The sequence below is a fragment of the Okibacterium endophyticum genome (genome assembly GCF_054780075.1).
This window is the reverse complement of the sequence record NZ_BAAGXA010000008.1, coordinates 1-18,719: the sequence shown is the minus strand read 5'-3', so window position 1 is coordinate 18,719 and position 18,719 is coordinate 1. Positions and strand designations below refer to the sequence as shown.

Below are 18,719 nucleotides of genomic sequence, written 5' to 3'. Positions count from 1 at the left end.
ACACCAGGAGGGCGCACGAGCCGCCCCTGGAGAAGACGATGGGCCCGACATGACTGACACCACTCCAGAGCTTCCGCGCAGTGTCGCACTCGCGTGGGGCGTCGCCGCGGCGCCCCAGCGTGGACCGAAACGCGAGCTGAGCATCGAACGCATCGTCGAGACGGCCGTCGAGATCGCTGACGAGGGCGGGCTGGCCGCCGTGTCGATGAGCGCCATCGCCTCGCGGTTGGGATTCACAACGATGTCGCTCTACCGCTACGTCGCCGCGAAAGACGATCTGACCATGCTGATGGGCGAGTACGCCATGGGAACGCCGCCCGCCGACGAAGACGAAACGGGCGAGTGGCGCGCCCGTTTTCTGCGGATGGCGAACCAGCTTCTGTCGATGTACCGACAGCACTCGTGGCTCATCGACATCCCGATCACAGGCATTCCGCTCACGCCGAACAACCTCGCCTGGATGGACGCCGGCATCGGAACCCTGGCCGCCACACCGCTCACACACGGGGAACGCGTGGCCGTTATGCTCGCGTTGACCGGGTTGATCCGCTGGCAGGCGCTGGTCTACAGGGGCTACGACAGCGAGAGCGCGAAACAGGGTGTGGCACCGGAGGAGCTCGATGTTCGAGCAGACCAGCTCGTCGCCGTGCTGGTGACCGAGGACCGGTTCCCCGCTCTCTTCGAAGCCGTCAGGGCCGGGGTGTTCTCACCCGAGAGCGCAGATCCGTTTGTGTTCGGCCTCGAACGTTTTCTCGACGGTGTGCAGCACTACATCGACGAGGTCTCTGCCGGGCGGCGGCCGGCTGCCCCGCCCCCTCTGCTCGACGATGACGATCACGTTCCTCGCGACAAGTCCGTGCGTGAGGCCGCGAGGCTGCGGCGTGAGGCAGAGGCCAAGCTGCGCGAGGCGAAGCGCAGAGAGCGCGAGGCCATTCAGAAGGCGAGGGAACGCGCGGCGAAGGCCGCAGAGAAAGCTGCGGCCAAGGCCTGAGCCGGCTCACTCCGCTGCACTCGGGGGCTGAGCAGGCCCGACCGAGCGAGCGACCGTGTACAGGTGGTTGAGCAGGCCGCGAGGAACGAGCGACGGTGTCGAAACCTCGTCGTCGTGAGGGGGTCTCGACACGCTCGACCACCGATGAGATCAGGCGCGGAGCGCCGTCGTCGTGCGATCCCTCAGCGTCAGGTCGCGGAACGTGGCCGCTGCCCGCCATCCGTCCGCGGTAAGGATGTCACGGATCGCCTCGCCCTGCAGCTCACCGTGCTCGATGACGAGCGTGCCCCCCGCGCGAAGCAGCCGAGCCGCCGTCACAGAGAGCGTTCGAACGACGTCCAGCCCGTCGACGCCTCCGTACAGCGCCGCAGACGGGTCGAAGAGCCGCACCTCCGCGTCGCGGGGCACCGCGGCATCCGGAACGTACGGAGGATTGGAGACCACAACCGCCGCCTGTCCGTTGAGCTCGGGGAAGGCCCTTCCGAGGTCGTCGAAGACGACAGTCGCATTGGGCGCGCCGATCTCGCGGATATTCTGCTTCGCCCAGATGAAGGCCTCCACCGAGTTCTCGGCCGCGAAGACCCTGGCGTGCGGGACTTCTGTCGCCATCGCGAGCGCGATGGCCCCTGAACCGGTGCCCAGGTCGATCGCTATCGGTTCGGGATCTGCGACGGCGTTCAGTGCGTCGATCGCCACCTGCACCACCTGCTCCGTCTCTGGACGCGGCACGAACACCCCGGGACCGACGGCGAGGTCGAGGCGCCTGAACGCCGCGCGGCCGGTGATGTGCTGGAGCGGCTCACGCGCTGCCCGGCGCTCGACGACGCGCTCGAGCCGCGCTGCATCGTGGGCGGTGAGCTGCCTGCCGGTGACGACCGCAGCCTGCACCTCTCCCCTGCTGAGGCCGAGGACATAACCGATCAGGAGCTCGGCATCGACATCTGCGGTGTCGATGCCCGCGTCTGTGAGCGCGCCGATCGCCCTCGTGCGTGCGTCTCGGATGCTGTGCGCTGTGCCGTTCGGCATGGACTCTCGATTTCTGGCGGGTTCGGTGCATGAGCATATCGCGCATCGTTCGACGGGCCGTAACAGGAATGACATACGTGGGCAGAAGGTCGCGGGTGGTCGTAGGCTTGCAGCGGCGCATGATCGCCGCAGACCGCGACCGCCGTCCGTTCGGGTCGGTATGACGATACTAAGGAGCACCCGTGGCCAAGATCTACTCCGACATCACAGAGGCATTCGGAAACACACCTCTGGTCAGGCTCAACCGCATAGCTGAGAACGTGGGAGCAACGGTGCTCGCCAAACTCGAGTTCTACAACCCGGCCGCGAGTGTGAAAGACCGTATAGGCGTCGCCATCGTCGACGCCGCCGAGAAGTCGGGCCAGCTGAAGCCGGGCGGCACGATCGTGGAAGGCACGAGCGGGAACACAGGCATCGCCCTCGCCTTCGTCGGGGCGGCACGGGGATACAAGGTCATCCTCTCGATGCCGTCGTCGATGAGCGTCGAGCGCCGCGCGCTGCTCAGGGCGTACGGCGCCGAACTCGTGCTCACCGATCCGGCGCTCGGAATGAACGGCGCTGTGGACAAGGCGAAAGAGATCGTCGAGTCGACGCCGGGCGCGATTCTCGCCAGGCAGTTCGAGAACGAAGCCAATGTCGAGGTGCACAGGCGCACAACCGCAGAAGAGATCTGGAACGACACCAACGGCAACATCGACATCCTCGTCGCCGGCATCGGAACAGGCGGCACCATCACGGGCGCCGGCCGGGCGCTCAAAGAGAAGAAGCCGGGACTCGAGGTCGTTGCGGTCGAGCCGAAGGACTCTCCTCTGCTCACCGAGGGCAAAGCGGGGCCGCACAAGATCCAGGGCCTGGGCGCGAACTTCATTCCCGCCCTTCTCGACACAGACGTCTATAACGAGGTGCTCGACGTCACTCTCGAGAACGCGATCGACACAGCACGCCGCCTCGCCTCCGGCGAGGGCATTCTCGGCGGCATCTCGTCCGGTGCAGCCGTCTGGGCGGCGCTCGAGGTCGCCGCCAGGCCGCAGAACGCCGGCAAAACGATAGTCGTCGTCGTCCCGGACTTCGGTGAGCGCTACATCTCGACACCGCTGTTCGAAGGGTTGCGCGACTAAAGTGCTGCGCAGCATCCGAGAAGACATCACTGCCGCACGTGTGCACGATCCGGCCGCGCGAGGCAGTGTCGAGATCTTTCTCACCTACTCCGGATTGCATGCCATCTGGGCACATCGTGTGAACCACTGGCTGTGGATGCGCGGCGTCCGGTTCCCCGCGCGTGTCTGTTCGCAGCTGACCAGGTTTCTGACGGGGATCGAGATCCACCCCGGAGCGAAGATCGGCCGCAGGTTCTTCATCGACCACGGCATGGGCGTTGTGGTGGGCGAGACCGCAGAGGTCGGTGATGACGTCTTTCTCTACCACGGTGTCACTCTGGGCGGAAAGAGCAGCGGCAAAGGAAAACGTCACCCCACGATCGGCGACGGAGTCACGATCGGCGCAGGCGCCAAAGTGCTCGGTCCCGTTGTGATCGGCTCGGGCAGCGTCATCGGGGCGAATGCGGTTGTGACGAAGGATGCCCCGCCGCGTTCCCTTCTCGTCGGTGTGCCAGCTGTTGTGCGCGAGCGCGGGCCTCTGCAGTCGCACGGGCTCACCGGCACAGAACCCGAGTACTTTCTCTGACGACGGCTCTGTCCCGTTGCCGTTGAGCCGGCCTCCGCTGCGCACGGCGGCCTGCTCAGACGACCTCGTCGACCTTCGCCACCGCCAGTCGGGCCATGGCTTCGAGCTCACGAAACTCGAGCACGGCATAGGGGGCGGTCACGAGCAGCGAGAGGTAGACTCCGTTCGCCGCGACGAGGATCACGTCGAAGTCGAAGCTGCGCGCATCCGGCCACCTCGCCGTCATCCGAGCGGCGAGCGAGGCGTCACCGAGCGCGGCGATGTCGAGCAGGTCGAACGTCATCGACACCTGTTCCCCCTCTATGCTCGTCGGCGTCTCGCCGCACTCGGCGAGAATCGCCCGCAGGCGTGCGAGCACGTCGACGGGGTCGTTCTGCAGCACAACAAGAGACTGCGTCACGACGATCGCTCCCCCATCGCGCTCGAGGACACGCCCCGCCGTGGCGACCTGCTCCCCTCCGACCAGCTCGAAGTCGCCCTCGCAGGCCGTCTGCACGGGGTCTGCGCCTGCGTCATCCGGAGTCGCCGGGCCCTTCTCGACCACCCGTCCGGCGATCCATGTCGCTGCTCCCGGTTCGCCGACCGCCGCGAGCTCGACCTCGGTCAGCAGGGCATCCGGCAGCGCGTCGACCAGCGCCGGAACGGGCTTCGGCCCGCCGGCCCCTGCGCCCGGCCCACCTGAGGGACCGGGGGCGCCGTCGATGCCGGGCGGCAGGCATCCGCTCACCCCGATCGTGAGAACAATTCCTGCCGCTGCGCAGCAGAGCAGCCGGGTGAATCGCATCTGGAGTCCCTTCTGACGTCGGCTCAGACGGCGAAGGTAGCACCTATGCGACGGGCCTCGCGGGCGCTCTCCACAGCCTCAGCCCGCTGTCCACAGGCGCTGTGGTGCGCATCGCTCGCGTTCATCCGTCGACAACGCACCGAATCTGCGCTCATTCCGTGCGTTGTCGACGGGCGAATCGCGCTCACCCTCGCCAACCCCGCTCGTGAAGTGCCGTTCGGACCCGCCGCACGAGCTCCCGGCCGCTATAGCCGAACACGTGCGTCGACGTCAGCCTGACCACGCGCCAGCCCGCCGCGGTGAGCTGCTCGAGTTTGTCGATGTCGCGGGTGAACTGCTCGCGACTGGTCCGGTGCTGATCGCCGTCGTACTCGATGGCGATCTTGAGCGACTCGTAGGCGAGGTCGACGCAGCCGATGAACATCGAGTTCTCGTCATGCACATCGACGTCGAGATCCGGTTCAGGAAGGCCGGCGTCTGTGAGGATCAACCGCGTCCACGATTCGAGCCTGGACGATGAGCCCGTGCGAACACGAGGGAGGGCTTTTCGCACGGCCGCGAGGCCCGGCCTGCGACCCGCGCACATCGCGGCGTCGAGCTGGGCGAGCGTCGCGAGCGACTTCTGCGTCGTCGGCCTGAATCCGCCCGGATGCCTCTGGATGCGCACGAGATAGTCGCCGACGGCCACGAGGTCGTACGGATGCAGAAGCAGTCCGAGCGATGCCCAGGTCGACGCCGGGCTGGCGATCCTGATGCCGTTCACCTCCATGGGGTTCACCAGCGCGGACTGCACCTCGTGCCCGATCACACCCCGCGCCCGGGGACCCCGTCCCGGGCTCAGCACGCTGACGTGAATGCGGGCATCCGGCAGGAACGGCAGCGGGGCGCCCCAGAGCGTGGCGGCGGTCGTGTGACTGAAGAACTCATGCGGCAGCATACGCACTCTGTATTGACCGGCTCGGACAGCGATCTCCCTGGCCTGATCGGACATGCGCAGCGGGTCCCCCGCGACCAACGGCATCCTTGTTTGGGCAGAAGCAGCGACACGGACGCCCTTGAACGGCGCAGCGAGGTCACGCCCCCTCAAGCGCCCGCGTTCGACTCCATTGGCGAAGGCATCCCGAACGTGGAACGGGCCGTCGAAGTCGTCTGGCAGTGGCCGAGGTGTGCGCATGCCGACACGGTGCCACGTCAGGCGCGCGTGCTGCGTGAGTTATCCACAGACGAATCCGGGAACACGGCCGATCAGTGCGACGCGAGCCCGTTCATCCGTCAGCAACGCACCGAATATGCGCTCATTCGGTGCGTTGGTGACGGCTGAAGGCGGCCCACCGCCGCAAACCGGCGACGCAAACCGCCGACGCGGCGCCCCTGCCTCAGCCCTTGTCGCCGAGGTCCGCGAGCCGAGCCTCTTCGTCAGCGTGTATGGCCGACTCGATGAGCGGGTCGAGAGCCCCGTTCATCACGGCGTCGAGGTTGTACGCCTTGTAGCCCGTGCGATGGTCCGCAATGCGGTTCTCTGGAAAGTTGTAGGTGCGGATGCGTTCGGAGCGGTCCATCGTGCGGATCTGGCTTTTGCGCGCCACACTGTCGAGAGCCGCCTGCTCCTCTTGCTGCCTGGCGAGGATGCGCGCGCGAAGCACCCGCATGCCCGCCTCGCGGTTCTGCAGCTGGCTCTTCTCGTTCTGCATGGCGACGGTGATGCCCGTCGGAAGGTGGGTGATGCGCACGGCGGAGTCCGTGGTGTTCACCGACTGGCCTCCTGGGCCGCTCGACCTGTACACGTCGATCTTGAGGTCGTTCTGGCTGATCTCGACCTCTTCGGGCTCATCGACCTCGGGGAAGACGAGCACACCGGTGGTCGAGGTGTGGATGCGCCCCTGCGACTCGGTGGCCGGAACCCGCTGAACACGGTGCACACCACCCTCGTACTTGAGGTGCGCCCACACCCCCTGCGACGGGTCCGTCGCATTCGACTTGATCGCGACCTGCACGTCTTTGTAACCGCCGAGGTCGCTCTCGGTGCGCTCGAGGAGCTCGGTCTTCCACCCCTTCGACTCGGCGTAGTGCAGATACATCCGCAAGAGGTCAGCGGCGAACAGCGCACTCTCGGCGCCACCCTCACCCCCCTTGATCTCCATGATCACGTCACGGCCGTCATCCGGGTCGCGCGGGATCAGCAGACGGCGCAGACGCTCCTGCACCTCGGCGAGGTGCGCTTCGAGCGACGGCACCTCTTCGGCGAACGCGTCGTCTTCTTTCGCCAGCTCGCGGGCGGCCTCGAGGTCGGATTGAGCCTGCAACCAGACGTGATAGGCCGCGACGATGCGCGAGAGCTCCGCGTATCGCCGGTTGATCTTCTTCGACCGCACGGGATCAGCGTGAACCGCAGGATCGGAGAGCTGCTCCTGCAGGTCTTTGTGCTCTTCGAGCAGTACCTGTACGGACTCGAACATGTGTTGCGCTCCTTCATCTCCACCATCATCCACCGAAACGACGAAACCCGCCTGCGCCGATGCATCCGCAGGGGACGCATCGGCGCAAACGGGTCAGGCGCGGCAGCTAACGGTGGTCGCGCTCGTGTCCGTGACTGTGTCCTGTTCCCGACACCGGCTGGGGCATCGACTTCTGCATCTGCACCAGGAACTCGACGTTCGACTGTGTCTCTTTCAGCTTGCCGAGCACGACCTCGAGGGCCTGCTGCTGATCGAGACCGGCGAGGGCGCGACGCAGCTTCCAGGTGACCTTGACCTCGTCAGGGGCGAGCAGCATCTCTTCGCGCCTGGTCGACGACGCGTTCACGTCGACGGCCGGGAAGATCCGCTTGTCCGCAAGCTGGCGCGAGAGGCGCAGCTCGGAGTTGCCTGTGCCCTTGAACTCCTCGAAGATCACGTCGTCCATCTTCGACCCGGTCTCGACAAGGGCCGTGGCGAGGATCGTGAGCGATCCGCCGTTCTCGATGTTGCGAGCGGCGCCGAAGAAGCGCTTCGGCGGGTAGAGGGCGGATGCATCGACGCCCCCAGAGAGGATGCGACCCGATGCCGGGGCAGCCAGGTTGTATGCACGGCCCAGGCGTGTGATCGAGTCGAGCAGAACAACGACGTCGTGCCCGAGCTCGACGAGGCGTTTGGCGCGTTCGATCGCGAGCTCTGCGACAGTGGTGTGATCTTCTGCGGGGCGGTCGAATGTGGACGCGATGACCTCACCCTTGACCGTGCGCTGCATGTCTGTGACTTCTTCTGGGCGCTCATCGACGAGAACGACCATGAGGTGGACCTCGGGGTTGTTCGCGGCGATGGCGCTCGCGATCTGCTGCAGCACAATCGTCTTGCCCGCCTTGGGAGGCGCGACGATGAGACCGCGCTGGCCTTTGCCGATGGGTGCGACGAGATCGATGATGCGCTGTGTGAGCTTGGTCTGCTCCGTCTCGAGACGCAGTCGATCCTGCGGGTAGAGAGGTGTCAGGTCGCCGAACTCGACACGTGTGGCTGCGTCGTCGACGCTGAGGCCGTTGATCGAGTCGACCTTGACGATCGCGTTGTACTTCTGGCGGGCGTTGCTCTCGCCCTCACGCGGCTGACGGATGGCGCCGACAACGGCGTCTCCCTTGCGCAGGTTGTATTTCTTGACCTGGCCGAGCGACACGTAGACGTCGTTGGCGCCGGGAAGATAACCTGTCGTCCTCACAAAGGCATAGTTGTCGAGAACATCGAGGATGCCTGCGACGGGCAGGAGCACGTCGTCTTCTGAGATCTCGGGCTCGACATCGTCAGTGGCGGCGCCGCCACGACGCTTGCGGTCGCGGTAACGGCTGCGCCGGCCGCCCTCGTCTGCCTGCTGGTTGCGGTTGTTGTCGCCCTGGTCGCCACCGTTCTGCTGGCCTCGGTCGTTCTGCTGAGCGCGGTCGTTCTTGTCACCGCGGTCGTTCTTGTCACCGCCGCGGTCGTTCTGCTGACCTCGGTCGCCCTTGTCACCACCGCGGTCGTTCTGCTGGCCGCCCTCTGAGCGGTTGCGACGGTTGCGGTTTCTGCCCTGGCGTTCGCCAGAGGCTTCTTCACCCTGCTCGTCGGCCGAGGCGGAATCGGTCTGCGTGGCCTCGGCCTGCTGACCCTGAGTCTGCTGACCCTGAGTGCCGTTTCCGCCGTTCTCGGCGGCATCCTGCCCGCCCTTGCCACGGCCACGGCGGTTGCCGCGCTTCGAGCTCTTGCCACCCTGCTCACCGCTCTGGCCTGCATCGGCCTGGCCGTCGCCCGCCTGGCCCATGTCGGTCTGGGCGCCGTCGGTCTGGGCACTCTCGGTCTGGGCGCTCTCGGTCTGGGCGCCACCGGTGCGGTCGCCGCCCGTCTGAGTCGCATCGACCTCTGCCACGACGTTGTGTGCGGCGGTGTCTTGCTCTGGAGCCGTGGCACGGCTGTTCTGCTGCACAGGTGCGGCCTGACCGCTCGGAGCCTCTGCAGCGGCGGGCAGCTCCGGCGCCGTCACGGCGGGCGCCCCGGCGGAGCTCGTCGCACGACGGGGAGCACGCTTGCGCACGGCCGGAGCCGGTTCGGCGGCAGGCACGTCGAGAGTCGGAGCTGCAGCCGCTGCGGTGTCGTCCTGTGACGGGGACTGCACCGGAGCATCCGGTGTGCTGTCAGCTGTTGCCGCACCTGAGGCGGCCCGAATCTCGGCGATAGCCTCCACGAGTGCTCCCTTGCGAAGTTTGGACGCCCCCTGAACACCGAGCTCGCCGGCGATGCGCTGCAGGTCTGCGACCTTGAGCGTGTTCAGGTTGGCGCCTGCTTCCGCGGTTTCTCCGCGGGTATTGACGTCAGTCACGAAAAGTTGATTCCTTCCCTCCGGCACACAGAGTGCATGCCGGGAGTGCCAGCCGCTCTGGCCCGGTGTCATCCGTCACGCGAGAAAACGGCGAGACGGCCCCGCTCAATGTCGGGAACACCACACGGGAGCGCTGGGTAAGTGTATTAAGACCACCAGCGAGGCCAGATTTGCCTTATCGGCGTTGCCCGCTGGGTTGCCACCACTCTAGCACCTCTCTCATGCGAGGCTGCACGAGCATGTCGCACGTCTTTCTCCCGACCCAGCCTTCCCCCCGACCCAGCCCTTCCCCGATCTATGTGGCAGTTCCGGACCCACGTGCGCGTCGCGAGGGCCACAGAGGTCCGGAACAGTCACATAGAGAGGTCGGCACTCACGATGGTCGCACCCTTGAAATCCACGGCGAGCATCAGCGGCTGCCACGGAGAGGTCGTGTGCTCGGCGACGAGGTCGGCCGCGGCGAGCCGCTGCCCCGGGCCGTCGGCGAGAACGAGAACCGAGGGGCCTGCACCAGAGACGACGGCGGCGAATCCGTGTTCGCGCAGCAGCGTGACGAGCGCGTGTGTCTGAGGCATCGCCGACGCACGGTAACTCTGGTGAAGCTTGTCCTCCGTCGCCGCATGCAGCAGCTCGGGACTCTGCGTGAGGGCGGCGATCAGAAGGGCAGAGCGAGAGACGTTGAAAACGGCATCCTCGTGCGGAACGTTCTCGGGATGCAGGCTGCGCGCGAGTTTGGTGGACAGCGTGTTCTCGGGCACGAACACGAGCGGCGAGACCCCGCGGTGCACGTTGAGCTTCTTGTGCGCCGGGCCCTGCGGAGTCGTCCAGGCGATGGTGAGCCCGCCGAACAAGGAGGGAGCGACGTTGTCTGGATGCCCCTCGAGAGCTGTGGCGAGTTTCAGCATCGTCGGACCATCGATGCCGACCACCCCGTCGAGCAGGCCCTTGGCGGCGACGATGCCCGCGACCACAGCTGCCCCGCTCGATCCGAGACCCCTGCCGTGCGGGATGGCATTGCGCGCGACGAGGTCGAACCCCGGCACCGGCTGGCCCATCGATCTGAACGCGTAGGCGATCGACGAGACCACGAGGTTCGTCTCGTCTGTCGCGACATCGCCTTCGCCGACTCCATGCACCTCGACCCGAGCACCGGGCTCGGGACGTGCGGTGACCGTGACCTCGTCATACACGCTGAGCGCAAGCCCGAGTGTGTCGAAACCCGGCCCGAGGTTCGCACTCGTCGCCGGTACTTTGACCGTGACGGTGCGGCCCACGACGCTCAGCGCCTGCTGGCTCACGCCCCGTCCTTGTTCAGACCGAGCACCTGCGCGACCTCGGCAACGTCGACGGGCACGATCGTGGGTGTGACGTCGGAGCCGTCGGCCTCGCGCAGCGCCCACTGCGGGTCTTTCAAGCCGTGCCCGGTGACGGTGAGCACGATCTTCGCGCCGGCGGGAACGTGCCCTGCCTCGGCCCGCTCGAGAAGCCCGGCGACGCTGATGGCCGACGCAGGCTCCACGAAGATGCCCACCTCCGCTGACAGGATGCGCTGTGCCTCGAGGATCTTGGTGTCTTCGATGGCGCCGAAGTACCCGTCCGTCGCATCGCGTGCGGTGAGCGCCAGCTCCCACGACGCGGGATTGCCGATGCGGATCGCGCTCGCGATGGTGTCGGGGTTCCTGACGACCTCACCGTGCACGATCGGCGCGCTTCCCGCGGCCTGGAACCCGAACATCCGCGGAAGTGTGGTTGTGGCGCCGCGCTCGAGCTCTTCGGTGTAGCCGCGGGTGTACGCCGTGTAGTTGCCGGCGTTGCCGACCGGGATGTAATGGAAATCCGGTGCGTCTTCGAGAACCTCGACGACCTCGTATGCAGCGGTCTTCTGCCCCTCGATGCGGTCGTTGTTCACCGAGTTGACGAGGTGCACCGGGTAGCTCGCCGAGAGCTCCCGCGCGATGTCGAGGCAGTCGTCGAAGTTGCCCTGCACCTGGATGAGCTTTCCGTTGTGAGCGATCGCCTGACTGAGTTTTCCCATCGCGATCTTGCCCTCTGGCACGAGCACGGCCGCCGTGATGCCCGCGTGGGTGGCATAGGCAGCCGCCGATGCCGAGGTGTTGCCCGTCGATGCGCAGATCACTGCTTTCGCGCCGGCCTCAAGAGCCTTCGAGATGGCCATCGTCATGCCGCGGTCCTTGAACGAACCCGTCGGGTTCATGCCCTCGAACTTGACCCAGACGCGGGCTCCGGTGCGTGCAGACAGTGCGTCTGCGGCGATCAGCGGTGTTCCGCCCTCACCGAGGGTGATGATCGGCGTCTTCTCGGTGACATCGAGACGATCCCGGTACTCGTGCAGTACGCCGCGCCACTGGTGTGCCATTATTCGACTCCTTCAACTCGTAGAACACTGACGATCCTCGCCACCACATCACTCTCTCCGAGAGCTGAGACGGTTGCCCGCAGCCCTTTCTCCCTGGCGAGGTGTGTTCCGATGATGAGTGTGGCATGGGGGTCATCGTCGCCGGCGACCGACTGCTCGACCGTCTCGACAGAGACGCCGCCCGAGGCGAAGATCCCGGCGATCTCGGCCAAGACCCCTGGCCGGTCGATGACGCGCAGGTTCACCTGGTACTTCGTGATGACATCGTCGATGGGCAGCAGCGGCAGGTCAGCGTGGGTCGACTCACCGACTCCGGGGCCGCCGGCGACATGCCGGCGGGCGGCAGAGACGAGATCACCGAGAATGGCGGATGCCGTCTGCACTCCCCCGGCGCCTGCGCCATAGAACATCAGGGGGCCTGCTGCTGCAGCCTCGACGAAGACCGCGTTGTTGGCGCCGTGCACAGACGCGAGCGGGTGCTCGCGCGACACCAGAGCCGGGTACACACGAGCGGAGACGCCCGCGCGGCCGTCTGCCGACGTGATCCGCTCCGCGATCGCCAGCAGCTTGATGACATATCCGGCGCTCCTGGCCGCCTCGATCTGCTGTGCGGTGATCTCGGTGATCCCCTCGCGGTGCACACCCTCGGCCGGAATCGAACTGTGGAAGGCGATGCTGGCGAGAATCGTGGCCTTCTGCGCCGCATCGAAGCCGCCGACGTCGAGAGTGGGGTCGGCTTCGAGATAACCGAGTTCGAAAGCGGCTTTCGACGCCTCTTCCATCGTGTCGCCGAAGCGGTCCATCCGATCGAGGATGAAGTTCGTCGAGCCGTTCACGATCGCGAGGATCCTGTTGATGTTGTCGCCCGCGAGACTGTCACGCAGAGGGCGGATGATCGGAATCGCCGCCGCGACGGCAGCTTCGTAGTAGATCTCGGCGCCGACCTGCTCTGTGGCCTCGAACAGCTCGCTCCCATGAGACGCGAGCAGTGCCTTGTTGCCCGTGATGACGTCTGCTCCGGAATTGATCGCCTGCAGGATGTAGCTCTTGGCCGGTTCAATGCCCCCCATGAGCTCGATCACGATGTCTGCGCCGACGATCAGCGATTCCGCATCGGTTGTGAGAAGCTCACGCGGCAGTTCGACGTCACGCGGCGCGTCGATGTCGCGCACGGCGATTCCGACGAGCTCAAGGTGCGCTCCCACTCGCGCCTCGAGCTCCTCGCGGTGCTCGATCAGGAGCCTCGCGACCTGAGAGCCGACGGTTCCGGCGCCGAGCAGGGCAACCCTGAGCGTGCGGTGATCGATCATCGTGCATCCAATCCGGCGTCTCGCGCCAAGAGGTCGGCTTCGGTTTCTCCGCGCACGATCACGCGGGCAGCCCCGTTCGCGACGGCGACCACCGGCGGGCGGCCGACGTAGTTGTAGTTGTTCGAGAGCGACCAGCAGTATGCACCGGTCGCGGGCACGGCGACGAGGTCGCCCGGCGCGACATCGGCCGGCAGATAGTCGGCGTTCACAACGACGTCGCCGGACTCGCAGTGCTTGCCGGCCAGGCGCACGAGCTCCGGCGGCGCCGTCGAGCTCCTGCTCGCGAGGCTCACAGAGTAGTCGGCGCCATAGAGGGCCGCGCGGATGTTGTCGCTCATTCCGCCGTCGACGCTCACATAGCGCCTGACCGCGGACCCGCCGTCTGCCGCCTGCACCTCGACGTCTTTTGTGGTGCCGACCTCATAGAGGGTGAAGGTGCTCGGGCCGATCACCACGCGCCCGGGTTCGAAGGCGATCAGGGGAAGAGGGACGTCTTGCAGCCGGCATTCCTCCGCCACGATCCGCGCGATGGCTTCGGCCAGGTCTTCGATGGGTGGCGGGTCGTCAGCGCTTGTGTATGCGATCCCGAAGCCTCCGCCGAGGTTGAGCTCGGGAACCGCGCCGCCCGCGAGAAGCTCCCGGTGAACGGCGATAAGCCGCGCGGCTGACTCGGCGAAACCCTCCGCCCCGAAGATCTGCGACCCGATGTGGCAGTGCAGTCCGATGAACTCGAGCGAGTCATGCGAGCGGATGCGTGCGACCACGTCGGGCGCCTGCTCCAGGGTGATCCCGAACTTCTGGTCTTCGTGAGCGGTCGCCAGGAACTCGTGGGTGTGCGCGTGCACACCGCTGTTGACCCGCAGCCGAACGCGCTGGCGGCGGCCGTGCCTGACTGCTGCTTCTGCGACCCGCTCGACTTCTTGCACACTGTCGATGACGATGCCGCCGACGCCGACCTCGACGCATCTGTTGATCTCGCGCAGGGACTTGTTGTTCCCGTGCATGCCGAGGCGGGCCGGTTCGACGCCTGCTGCGAGCGCAACGGCGAGCTCTCCGCCCGTGCACACGTCGATAAAGAGGCCGGCCTCGGTCATCCAGCGGGCGATCTCGGTCGACAGGAACGCCTTACCGGCGTAATACACCTTCACGCTCGCGCCGATCGCGCCGAAGCTGGTTTCGAACGCCGAACGGATGCGGTCGGCCCGGCCACGGGCATCCGCTTCGTCAACCACATACAGCGGCGTGCCGTATGCAGCCGCGAGCTCGCTGACACCGACGCCGTCCACGGTGATCTCGCCGGCGTCTGACCGCACAGTGTTCAGAGGCCACACGGCGCCGTCGAGCGCGTTGACGTCGCTCGGCGCCGCCAGCCACGACGGAGCGAGCGGGTGTGAAGTCACGGCACGTACCTTTTCAGACGGTGGAAGGCGAGCGAATGGCGCCCGGGTAATTCTAGTGTGCGCATATGCTCTTGCCGGAATCGGGACCTACTCGCAGGTTCCCCTCGTGGCAAGCGCGCCGCCGGAGAGCTCGACGTCGTGGCCGACCAGCACCAGAGTCGCTTCTGCCGGCTCGACATCGATGGATTCGATGGTGATCCCGACGGGCAGATGACTCGCCATGCAGACGCGCACCGGCTCGCCGCCAAGGATCTGATCGGCGATCCCGGTGAGGTCGAGGGCGCCGACACTCGAGGTGACCTCGACCCCCTGCCGAGTGAGCAGCACGTCTGTGCCGTCCGGCTGAGGCGTCGTCGTCAGCTGATAGCCGATGTCGACACCGAAGACGTTTGTGCTGTCCGCATAGACGAGGGTGCCCTCACCGAGTGACACGACCGGGTCGTTCCCCGGCAGGGTGAACATCGAGTTGAGGGTGTCCGGTCCGACGGTGGCCGTTGCCTCCACGGTGCCGACGGACGTGGCGAGGTCTGTGGGCACCTCTGATGCCGTGATCGAGAGCGCGACGGGCACACCGTCGACGAGCGCTTCATCAGAGATCGTCACCTCGTCCATCGTGCCGCTGAGGTACTGGAAGATCACCCAGTCCCCGCCGACCTCGACGTCGACGTTCGCCTCGACGTTGTCGGGGAGATTGCTCTGCACACCGATCTTCACGGCGTCTTCTGCGAGATCCCTCGCGAGCCACTCGACGAGCATCACAAGCGCTCCGAGAATCACCACGACGATCACGATCACGACCCCCGCGGTGAGCCACCGCCGGCCCGCGGTGGCCGCCGCCATCACATCCGCTCCGGCGCGGAGACCCCGAGAAGGTCGAGCCCGTTCCTGAGCACCTGGCCCGTCGCGTCGTTCAGCCAGAGCCTCGTCCTGTGCACGTCGCCGACGGGCTCGGCGCCGAGCGGGATGATCCGGCAGTTGTCGTACCAGCGGTGATAGAGCCCGGCCACCTCTTCGAGATAGCGCGCGATGCGATGCGGCTCGCGCAGCTCGGCCGCCTGGGCGACGATCCGGGGAAACTCCTGCAGCGCGCCGAGGAGCGCCGACTCCGTCTCGTGCACAAGGGACTCAGGTGCGAACGATGACCTGTCCACACCCGCCTCGATCGAGTTGCGTGCGACGGAGAAGGTGCGCGCATGGGCGTACTGCACGTAGAACACCGGGTTGTCGTTGCTGCGTTTGCGCAGCTGCTCGGGGTCGAGGGTCAGGGGCGAGTCGGCCGGATAGCGTCCGAGCGAATAACGCAGAGCATCCGTGCCGAGCCACGCCTGAAGGTCGTTCAGCTCGACGATGTTTCCGGCGCGCTTCGACAGCTTCGCCCCGTTCACGCTCACCAGTTGCCCGATGAGCACCTCGATGTCGCGCTCCGGGTCGTCACCGGCGGCGCCGGCGAGCGCCTTCAGGCGATGGACGTACCCGTGGTGGTCTGCTCCGAGCAGGTAGATCTTGTGACGGTAACCACGGTCGCTTTTGTTCAGGTAGTAGGCGGCGTCGGCGGCGAAGTAGGTGTACACGCCGTTGCCGCGACGGATGACGCGGTCCTTGTCGTCTCCGAAGTCTGTCGTCCGCACCCAGACGGCGTCATCCTCATCGAAGACGTGGCCCTGCTCGCGCAGTCGGATGACGGCCTCGTCGATCGCGCTCAGTCCTGACTCGGGGTCGACCGCATGCAGCTGGCGTTCGCTGAACCAGGTGTCGAAATGAACGTTGAACTTCTCGAGCGAGCTCTTGATCTCGTCGAGTTGCAGTTCATAGGCGATCTCGCGGGCGATCATGAGCGCCTCGTCGTGCGGCAGGTCGAGCAGGTCGGGCCTCTGCTCGAGGGCTCTGCGCCCGAGCTCGCCGATGTACGCACCGGGATAGCCCCCCTCAGGGGTCGGCTCGCCGGTGATCGCGGCGAGAACCGACGCCGCGAAGATGTCCATCTGCTTACCGGCGTCGTTGATGTAGAACTCGCTGACCAGAGTGGCGCCAGAGGCTTTGAGCACACGGGCGATCGAGTCACCGAGTGCCGCCCACCTGGTGTGCCCGATGTGCAGTGGTCCCGTCGGGTTCGCCGAGACGAACTCGAGGTTGATGCTCTGCCCGGCCTGCGATTCGTTGTGTCCGTATGCTGCTCCGGCATCGACGATCACCTTGGCGAGCGCACCGGCCGCGGCCGCATCGAGGCGGATGTTGATGAAACCGGGGCCGGCGACCTCCGCGGATGCCACTCCCGGCGTCTGGGCGACCGCATCGGCGAGCTCGGTGGCGAGTTCACGCGGGTTCGCGCCGATCCGCTTCGCGAGCCTCATGGCGACATTCGAGGCCCAATCGCCGTGATCGCGGTTCTTCGGCCGTTCCAGTACCACGTCGGCGGGGCTGATCTCAGCCGACGACCCCGCGCGTCGACCCTCTGCCAGCGAAAGCACGAGGTCGAACAGGGCACGCGAGAGGTCATCTGGGGTCACACGCACAATCCTACGGCAGCGACACGCCGCTCCCTCGCCGCGAATTGGCCTCGAACAGGGGCGCGCATAACATCGTGAGCACGTATCGCTTGATATGTTCGAGGCGTCCCCCATCGAAGGAATCTGCCGTGTCGCTCCTGCTCTCCCGCACCTCGCGCCCGATCGCCCTCGTCACCGTCGCCGCGGCGGGAGTGCTGTTGCTGTCCGGCTGTGGCTCACCCGATCCGCAGAGCGATCCGACCCCGAGCGCGTCGTCGACGCAAACTGCCGAGCCGACGACCGATCCTGAGGCGACGACCGAGCCCACCGAAGACGTTGTGCTCAGCGAACCGGTCGGGATCGACTGCGATCAGCTGGTGACCCCAGAGCAGATGTACGACTTCAACCCCAACTTCTCCCTGCTCGCAGACCCGCAGCCGGCCGCGGACTCCAAAGCCGGTGTGATCGCGGGCATGGAGGGTCTGGTCTGCCAGTGGAAGAACAACACGTCGGGCGAGACCATCGACGTCGCTGTGGCGAAGTTCGGCGAGGATCAGCTCGTCGGACTCAAGAACCTCGCGGTCACCGAGAGCACTCCCGTCCCGACCTACGGCACTCCGCCGGCCGTCGAGGGCTATTTCCAGGTGATCGGCGACCAGGGCGAGGCGCAGATCTTCACAGGACCGTACTGGCTCACGCTGCGATCTGTCGCGTTCTTCGAACCCGGCGACGTGCTGCCGCTCTCGGAGGGCGCCATGGCCAACCTGCCGTAGGCATCCTGTCTCAGCCGATGATCACCGGCACCAGGTGGTCGTCGGCGGGAAGCAGGTCTGCCACTGCGCCCACGTCGATGCGGTCGAGCGAGAGCGAACCGCCGTGGTTGGTGAGGAAGGCGATGTCAGAGGCATCCCGGCCCGTTGCGATCCGCACGAGAGCCTGCCGTGGTGCCAGACCCGTGGCATCCACGACCTGCCAGATGCCGTCGACGAACGCTTCTGCGACAGCGTGGAAGTCCATCGGCTTGAGCCCGGGCGCATAGGCGGACACCATACGCGCCGGAACACCGCAGGCTCGCAGCATCGCGATCACCACGTGAGCGAAGTCGCGGCACACTCCCGAACCCGATTCGATGGTCGACACCGCTGTGTCTGTGCCCGAGCTCGACCCGGGCACATACCTGATGTTCTCGTGCGTCCACCCTGTGACAGCCCGCAGCAGCTCAGAGCCATGCAGTGTGCCGAACAGGGCGCGTGCACGGCTGTGCAGGACGTCGGATTCGCAGTATCTGCTGGGACGCAGGTAACGGATGCCGTCGAGCGGATCATGGGGCAGCGCCGGCCTCGTTCCTGCGACGACAGCGTGGTAGTGCACGTCGTATCGACCGGCGTCGGCGACGAAGCGGTGCAGTCGAACTCCGTGGCGATCGTGCAGCTCGGTCGCGACGTAGTCTCGCGGCCCCCGGAACGAGTACGTCTCCGAGAGAATCGGGGTTCCGGCGGCCACGGCCATCGAGAAGATGAGCTCGCTCGTCCCGATGACGTCGAACACCAGATGAGACGAGACGGTGCGATGCATCGTTCAATCCTCACACGCGGCGGGGAGAGAAACCTGCCGAACCGCCGCGTGGCTGCACCGAGATCGGCAGCGATGACGCGGCGCGATCCGTGCCTGCGATCGATGCTAATCTCTATGGGTGCGCCTCCGTAGCTCAGGGGATAGAGCGCCGGTTTCCGGTACCGAAGGTCGGGGGTTCGAATCCCTCCGGGGGCACCCTGTGATGAGTCGGGACATAGATGACATCTGAGTCGCGACATAGTTGATAGTTATGAGAGAGAGTCCGGCCA

The 18,719-nt window shown here is 66.2% G+C and carries 16 protein-coding genes and 1 tRNA gene; 5 read left to right on the top strand and 12 right to left on the bottom strand.

Features of this window, described 5'->3' with window-relative positions:
- Window positions 1-49 precede the first annotated feature (49 nt).
- Window positions 50-991, top strand: a complete 942-nt coding sequence (locus ACYVF5_RS12015; protein ID WP_460946685.1) for a TetR/AcrR family transcriptional regulator — start codon at window positions 50-52, stop codon at window positions 989-991.
- Window positions 992-1,141: 150 nt separating this feature from the next.
- Here the strand turns inward: ACYVF5_RS12015 and prmC are convergent, their stop codons facing one another.
- Window positions 1,142-2,017: a peptide chain release factor N(5)-glutamine methyltransferase gene (gene prmC, locus ACYVF5_RS12010; protein WP_460946683.1), complete on the bottom strand. Its 876-nt coding sequence runs from the start codon at window positions 2,015-2,017 to the stop codon at window positions 1,142-1,144.
- A 182-nt stretch (window positions 2,018-2,199) separates the two neighbouring features.
- Here prmC and cysK point away from each other — a divergent pair, with 182 nt between their 5' ends.
- Entirely contained in the window at window positions 2,200-3,135 is a 936-nt protein-coding gene (gene cysK / locus ACYVF5_RS12005) for a cysteine synthase A (RefSeq protein WP_460946681.1), read from the top strand.
- 1 nt (window position 3,136) lies between these two features.
- Complete coding sequence (epsC, locus tag ACYVF5_RS12000) at window positions 3,137-3,700, top strand: serine O-acetyltransferase EpsC (protein ID WP_460946679.1); 564 nt, start codon at window positions 3,137-3,139, stop codon at window positions 3,698-3,700.
- Between the two features lie 55 nt (window positions 3,701-3,755).
- On the opposite strand, the gene ACYVF5_RS11995 is transcribed toward epsC, so the two are convergent.
- The 10 genes from ACYVF5_RS11995 to ACYVF5_RS11950 form a co-directional block, all read right to left on the bottom strand.
- Window positions 3,756-4,484 carry a hypothetical protein gene (locus tag ACYVF5_RS11995; RefSeq protein WP_460946677.1) on the bottom strand — a complete coding sequence of 243 codons (729 nt, stop codon included), beginning with the start codon at window positions 4,482-4,484 and terminating at the stop codon, window positions 3,756-3,758.
- Between the two features lie 184 nt (window positions 4,485-4,668).
- A complete protein-coding gene (locus ACYVF5_RS11990) occupies window positions 4,669-5,658 on the bottom strand; it encodes an endonuclease domain-containing protein (protein ID WP_460946675.1) in 990 nt (329 codons plus the stop codon).
- A 202-nt stretch (window positions 5,659-5,860) separates the two neighbouring features.
- Entirely contained in the window at window positions 5,861-6,940 is a 1,080-nt protein-coding gene (prfA, locus tag ACYVF5_RS11985; RefSeq protein ID WP_460946673.1) for a peptide chain release factor 1, read from the bottom strand.
- Window positions 6,941-7,046: 106 nt separating this feature from the next.
- Window positions 7,047-9,302 (bottom strand): transcription termination factor Rho, encoded by a 2,256-nt coding sequence (gene rho, locus ACYVF5_RS11980; protein WP_460946671.1) that lies wholly within the window; start codon window positions 9,300-9,302, stop codon window positions 7,047-7,049.
- 353 nt (window positions 9,303-9,655) lie between these two features.
- Window positions 9,656-10,600, bottom strand: a complete 945-nt coding sequence (gene thrB / locus ACYVF5_RS11975; RefSeq protein ID WP_460946669.1) for a homoserine kinase — start codon at window positions 10,598-10,600, stop codon at window positions 9,656-9,658.
- Window positions 10,597-11,679, bottom strand: a complete 1,083-nt coding sequence (gene thrC / locus ACYVF5_RS11970) for a threonine synthase (protein WP_460946667.1) — start codon at window positions 11,677-11,679, stop codon at window positions 10,597-10,599. Before thrC ends, thrB begins: the two co-directional genes overlap by 4 nt.
- Entirely contained in the window at window positions 11,679-12,989 is a 1,311-nt protein-coding gene (locus ACYVF5_RS11965) for a homoserine dehydrogenase (protein ID WP_460946665.1), read from the bottom strand. Before ACYVF5_RS11965 ends, thrC begins: the two co-directional genes overlap by 1 nt.
- On the bottom strand, window positions 12,986-14,389 hold the full coding sequence (gene lysA / locus ACYVF5_RS11960; RefSeq protein ID WP_460946663.1) for a diaminopimelate decarboxylase: 1,404 nt from the start codon (window positions 14,387-14,389) through the stop codon (window positions 12,986-12,988). The genes ACYVF5_RS11965 and lysA overlap by 4 nt, the downstream gene beginning before the upstream one ends.
- A gap of 87 nt (window positions 14,390-14,476) precedes the next feature.
- Window positions 14,477-15,229: an LmeA family phospholipid-binding protein gene (locus tag ACYVF5_RS11955; RefSeq protein WP_460946661.1), complete on the bottom strand. Its 753-nt coding sequence runs from the start codon at window positions 15,227-15,229 to the stop codon at window positions 14,477-14,479.
- Window positions 15,229-16,896, bottom strand: coding sequence for an arginine--tRNA ligase (locus ACYVF5_RS11950; protein ID WP_460946659.1), 1,668 nt, complete (start codon window positions 16,894-16,896; stop codon window positions 15,229-15,231). Before ACYVF5_RS11950 ends, ACYVF5_RS11955 begins: the two co-directional genes overlap by 1 nt.
- Before the next feature lie 128 nt (window positions 16,897-17,024).
- Here ACYVF5_RS11950 and ACYVF5_RS11945 point away from each other — a divergent pair, with 128 nt between their 5' ends.
- Window positions 17,025-17,648, top strand: a complete 624-nt coding sequence (locus ACYVF5_RS11945; RefSeq protein ID WP_460946657.1) for an iron ABC transporter ATP-binding protein — start codon at window positions 17,025-17,027, stop codon at window positions 17,646-17,648.
- Between the two features lie 10 nt (window positions 17,649-17,658).
- Here the strand turns inward: ACYVF5_RS11945 and ACYVF5_RS11940 are convergent, their stop codons facing one another.
- A complete protein-coding gene (locus ACYVF5_RS11940) occupies window positions 17,659-18,450 on the bottom strand; it encodes a transglutaminase-like domain-containing protein (RefSeq protein WP_460946655.1) in 792 nt (263 codons plus the stop codon).
- 122 nt (window positions 18,451-18,572) lie between these two features.
- Here ACYVF5_RS11940 and ACYVF5_RS11935 point away from each other — a divergent pair.
- Window positions 18,573-18,645, top strand: a tRNA-Arg gene (locus ACYVF5_RS11935).
- The last annotated feature ends 74 nt before the right edge of the window (window positions 18,646-18,719 follow it).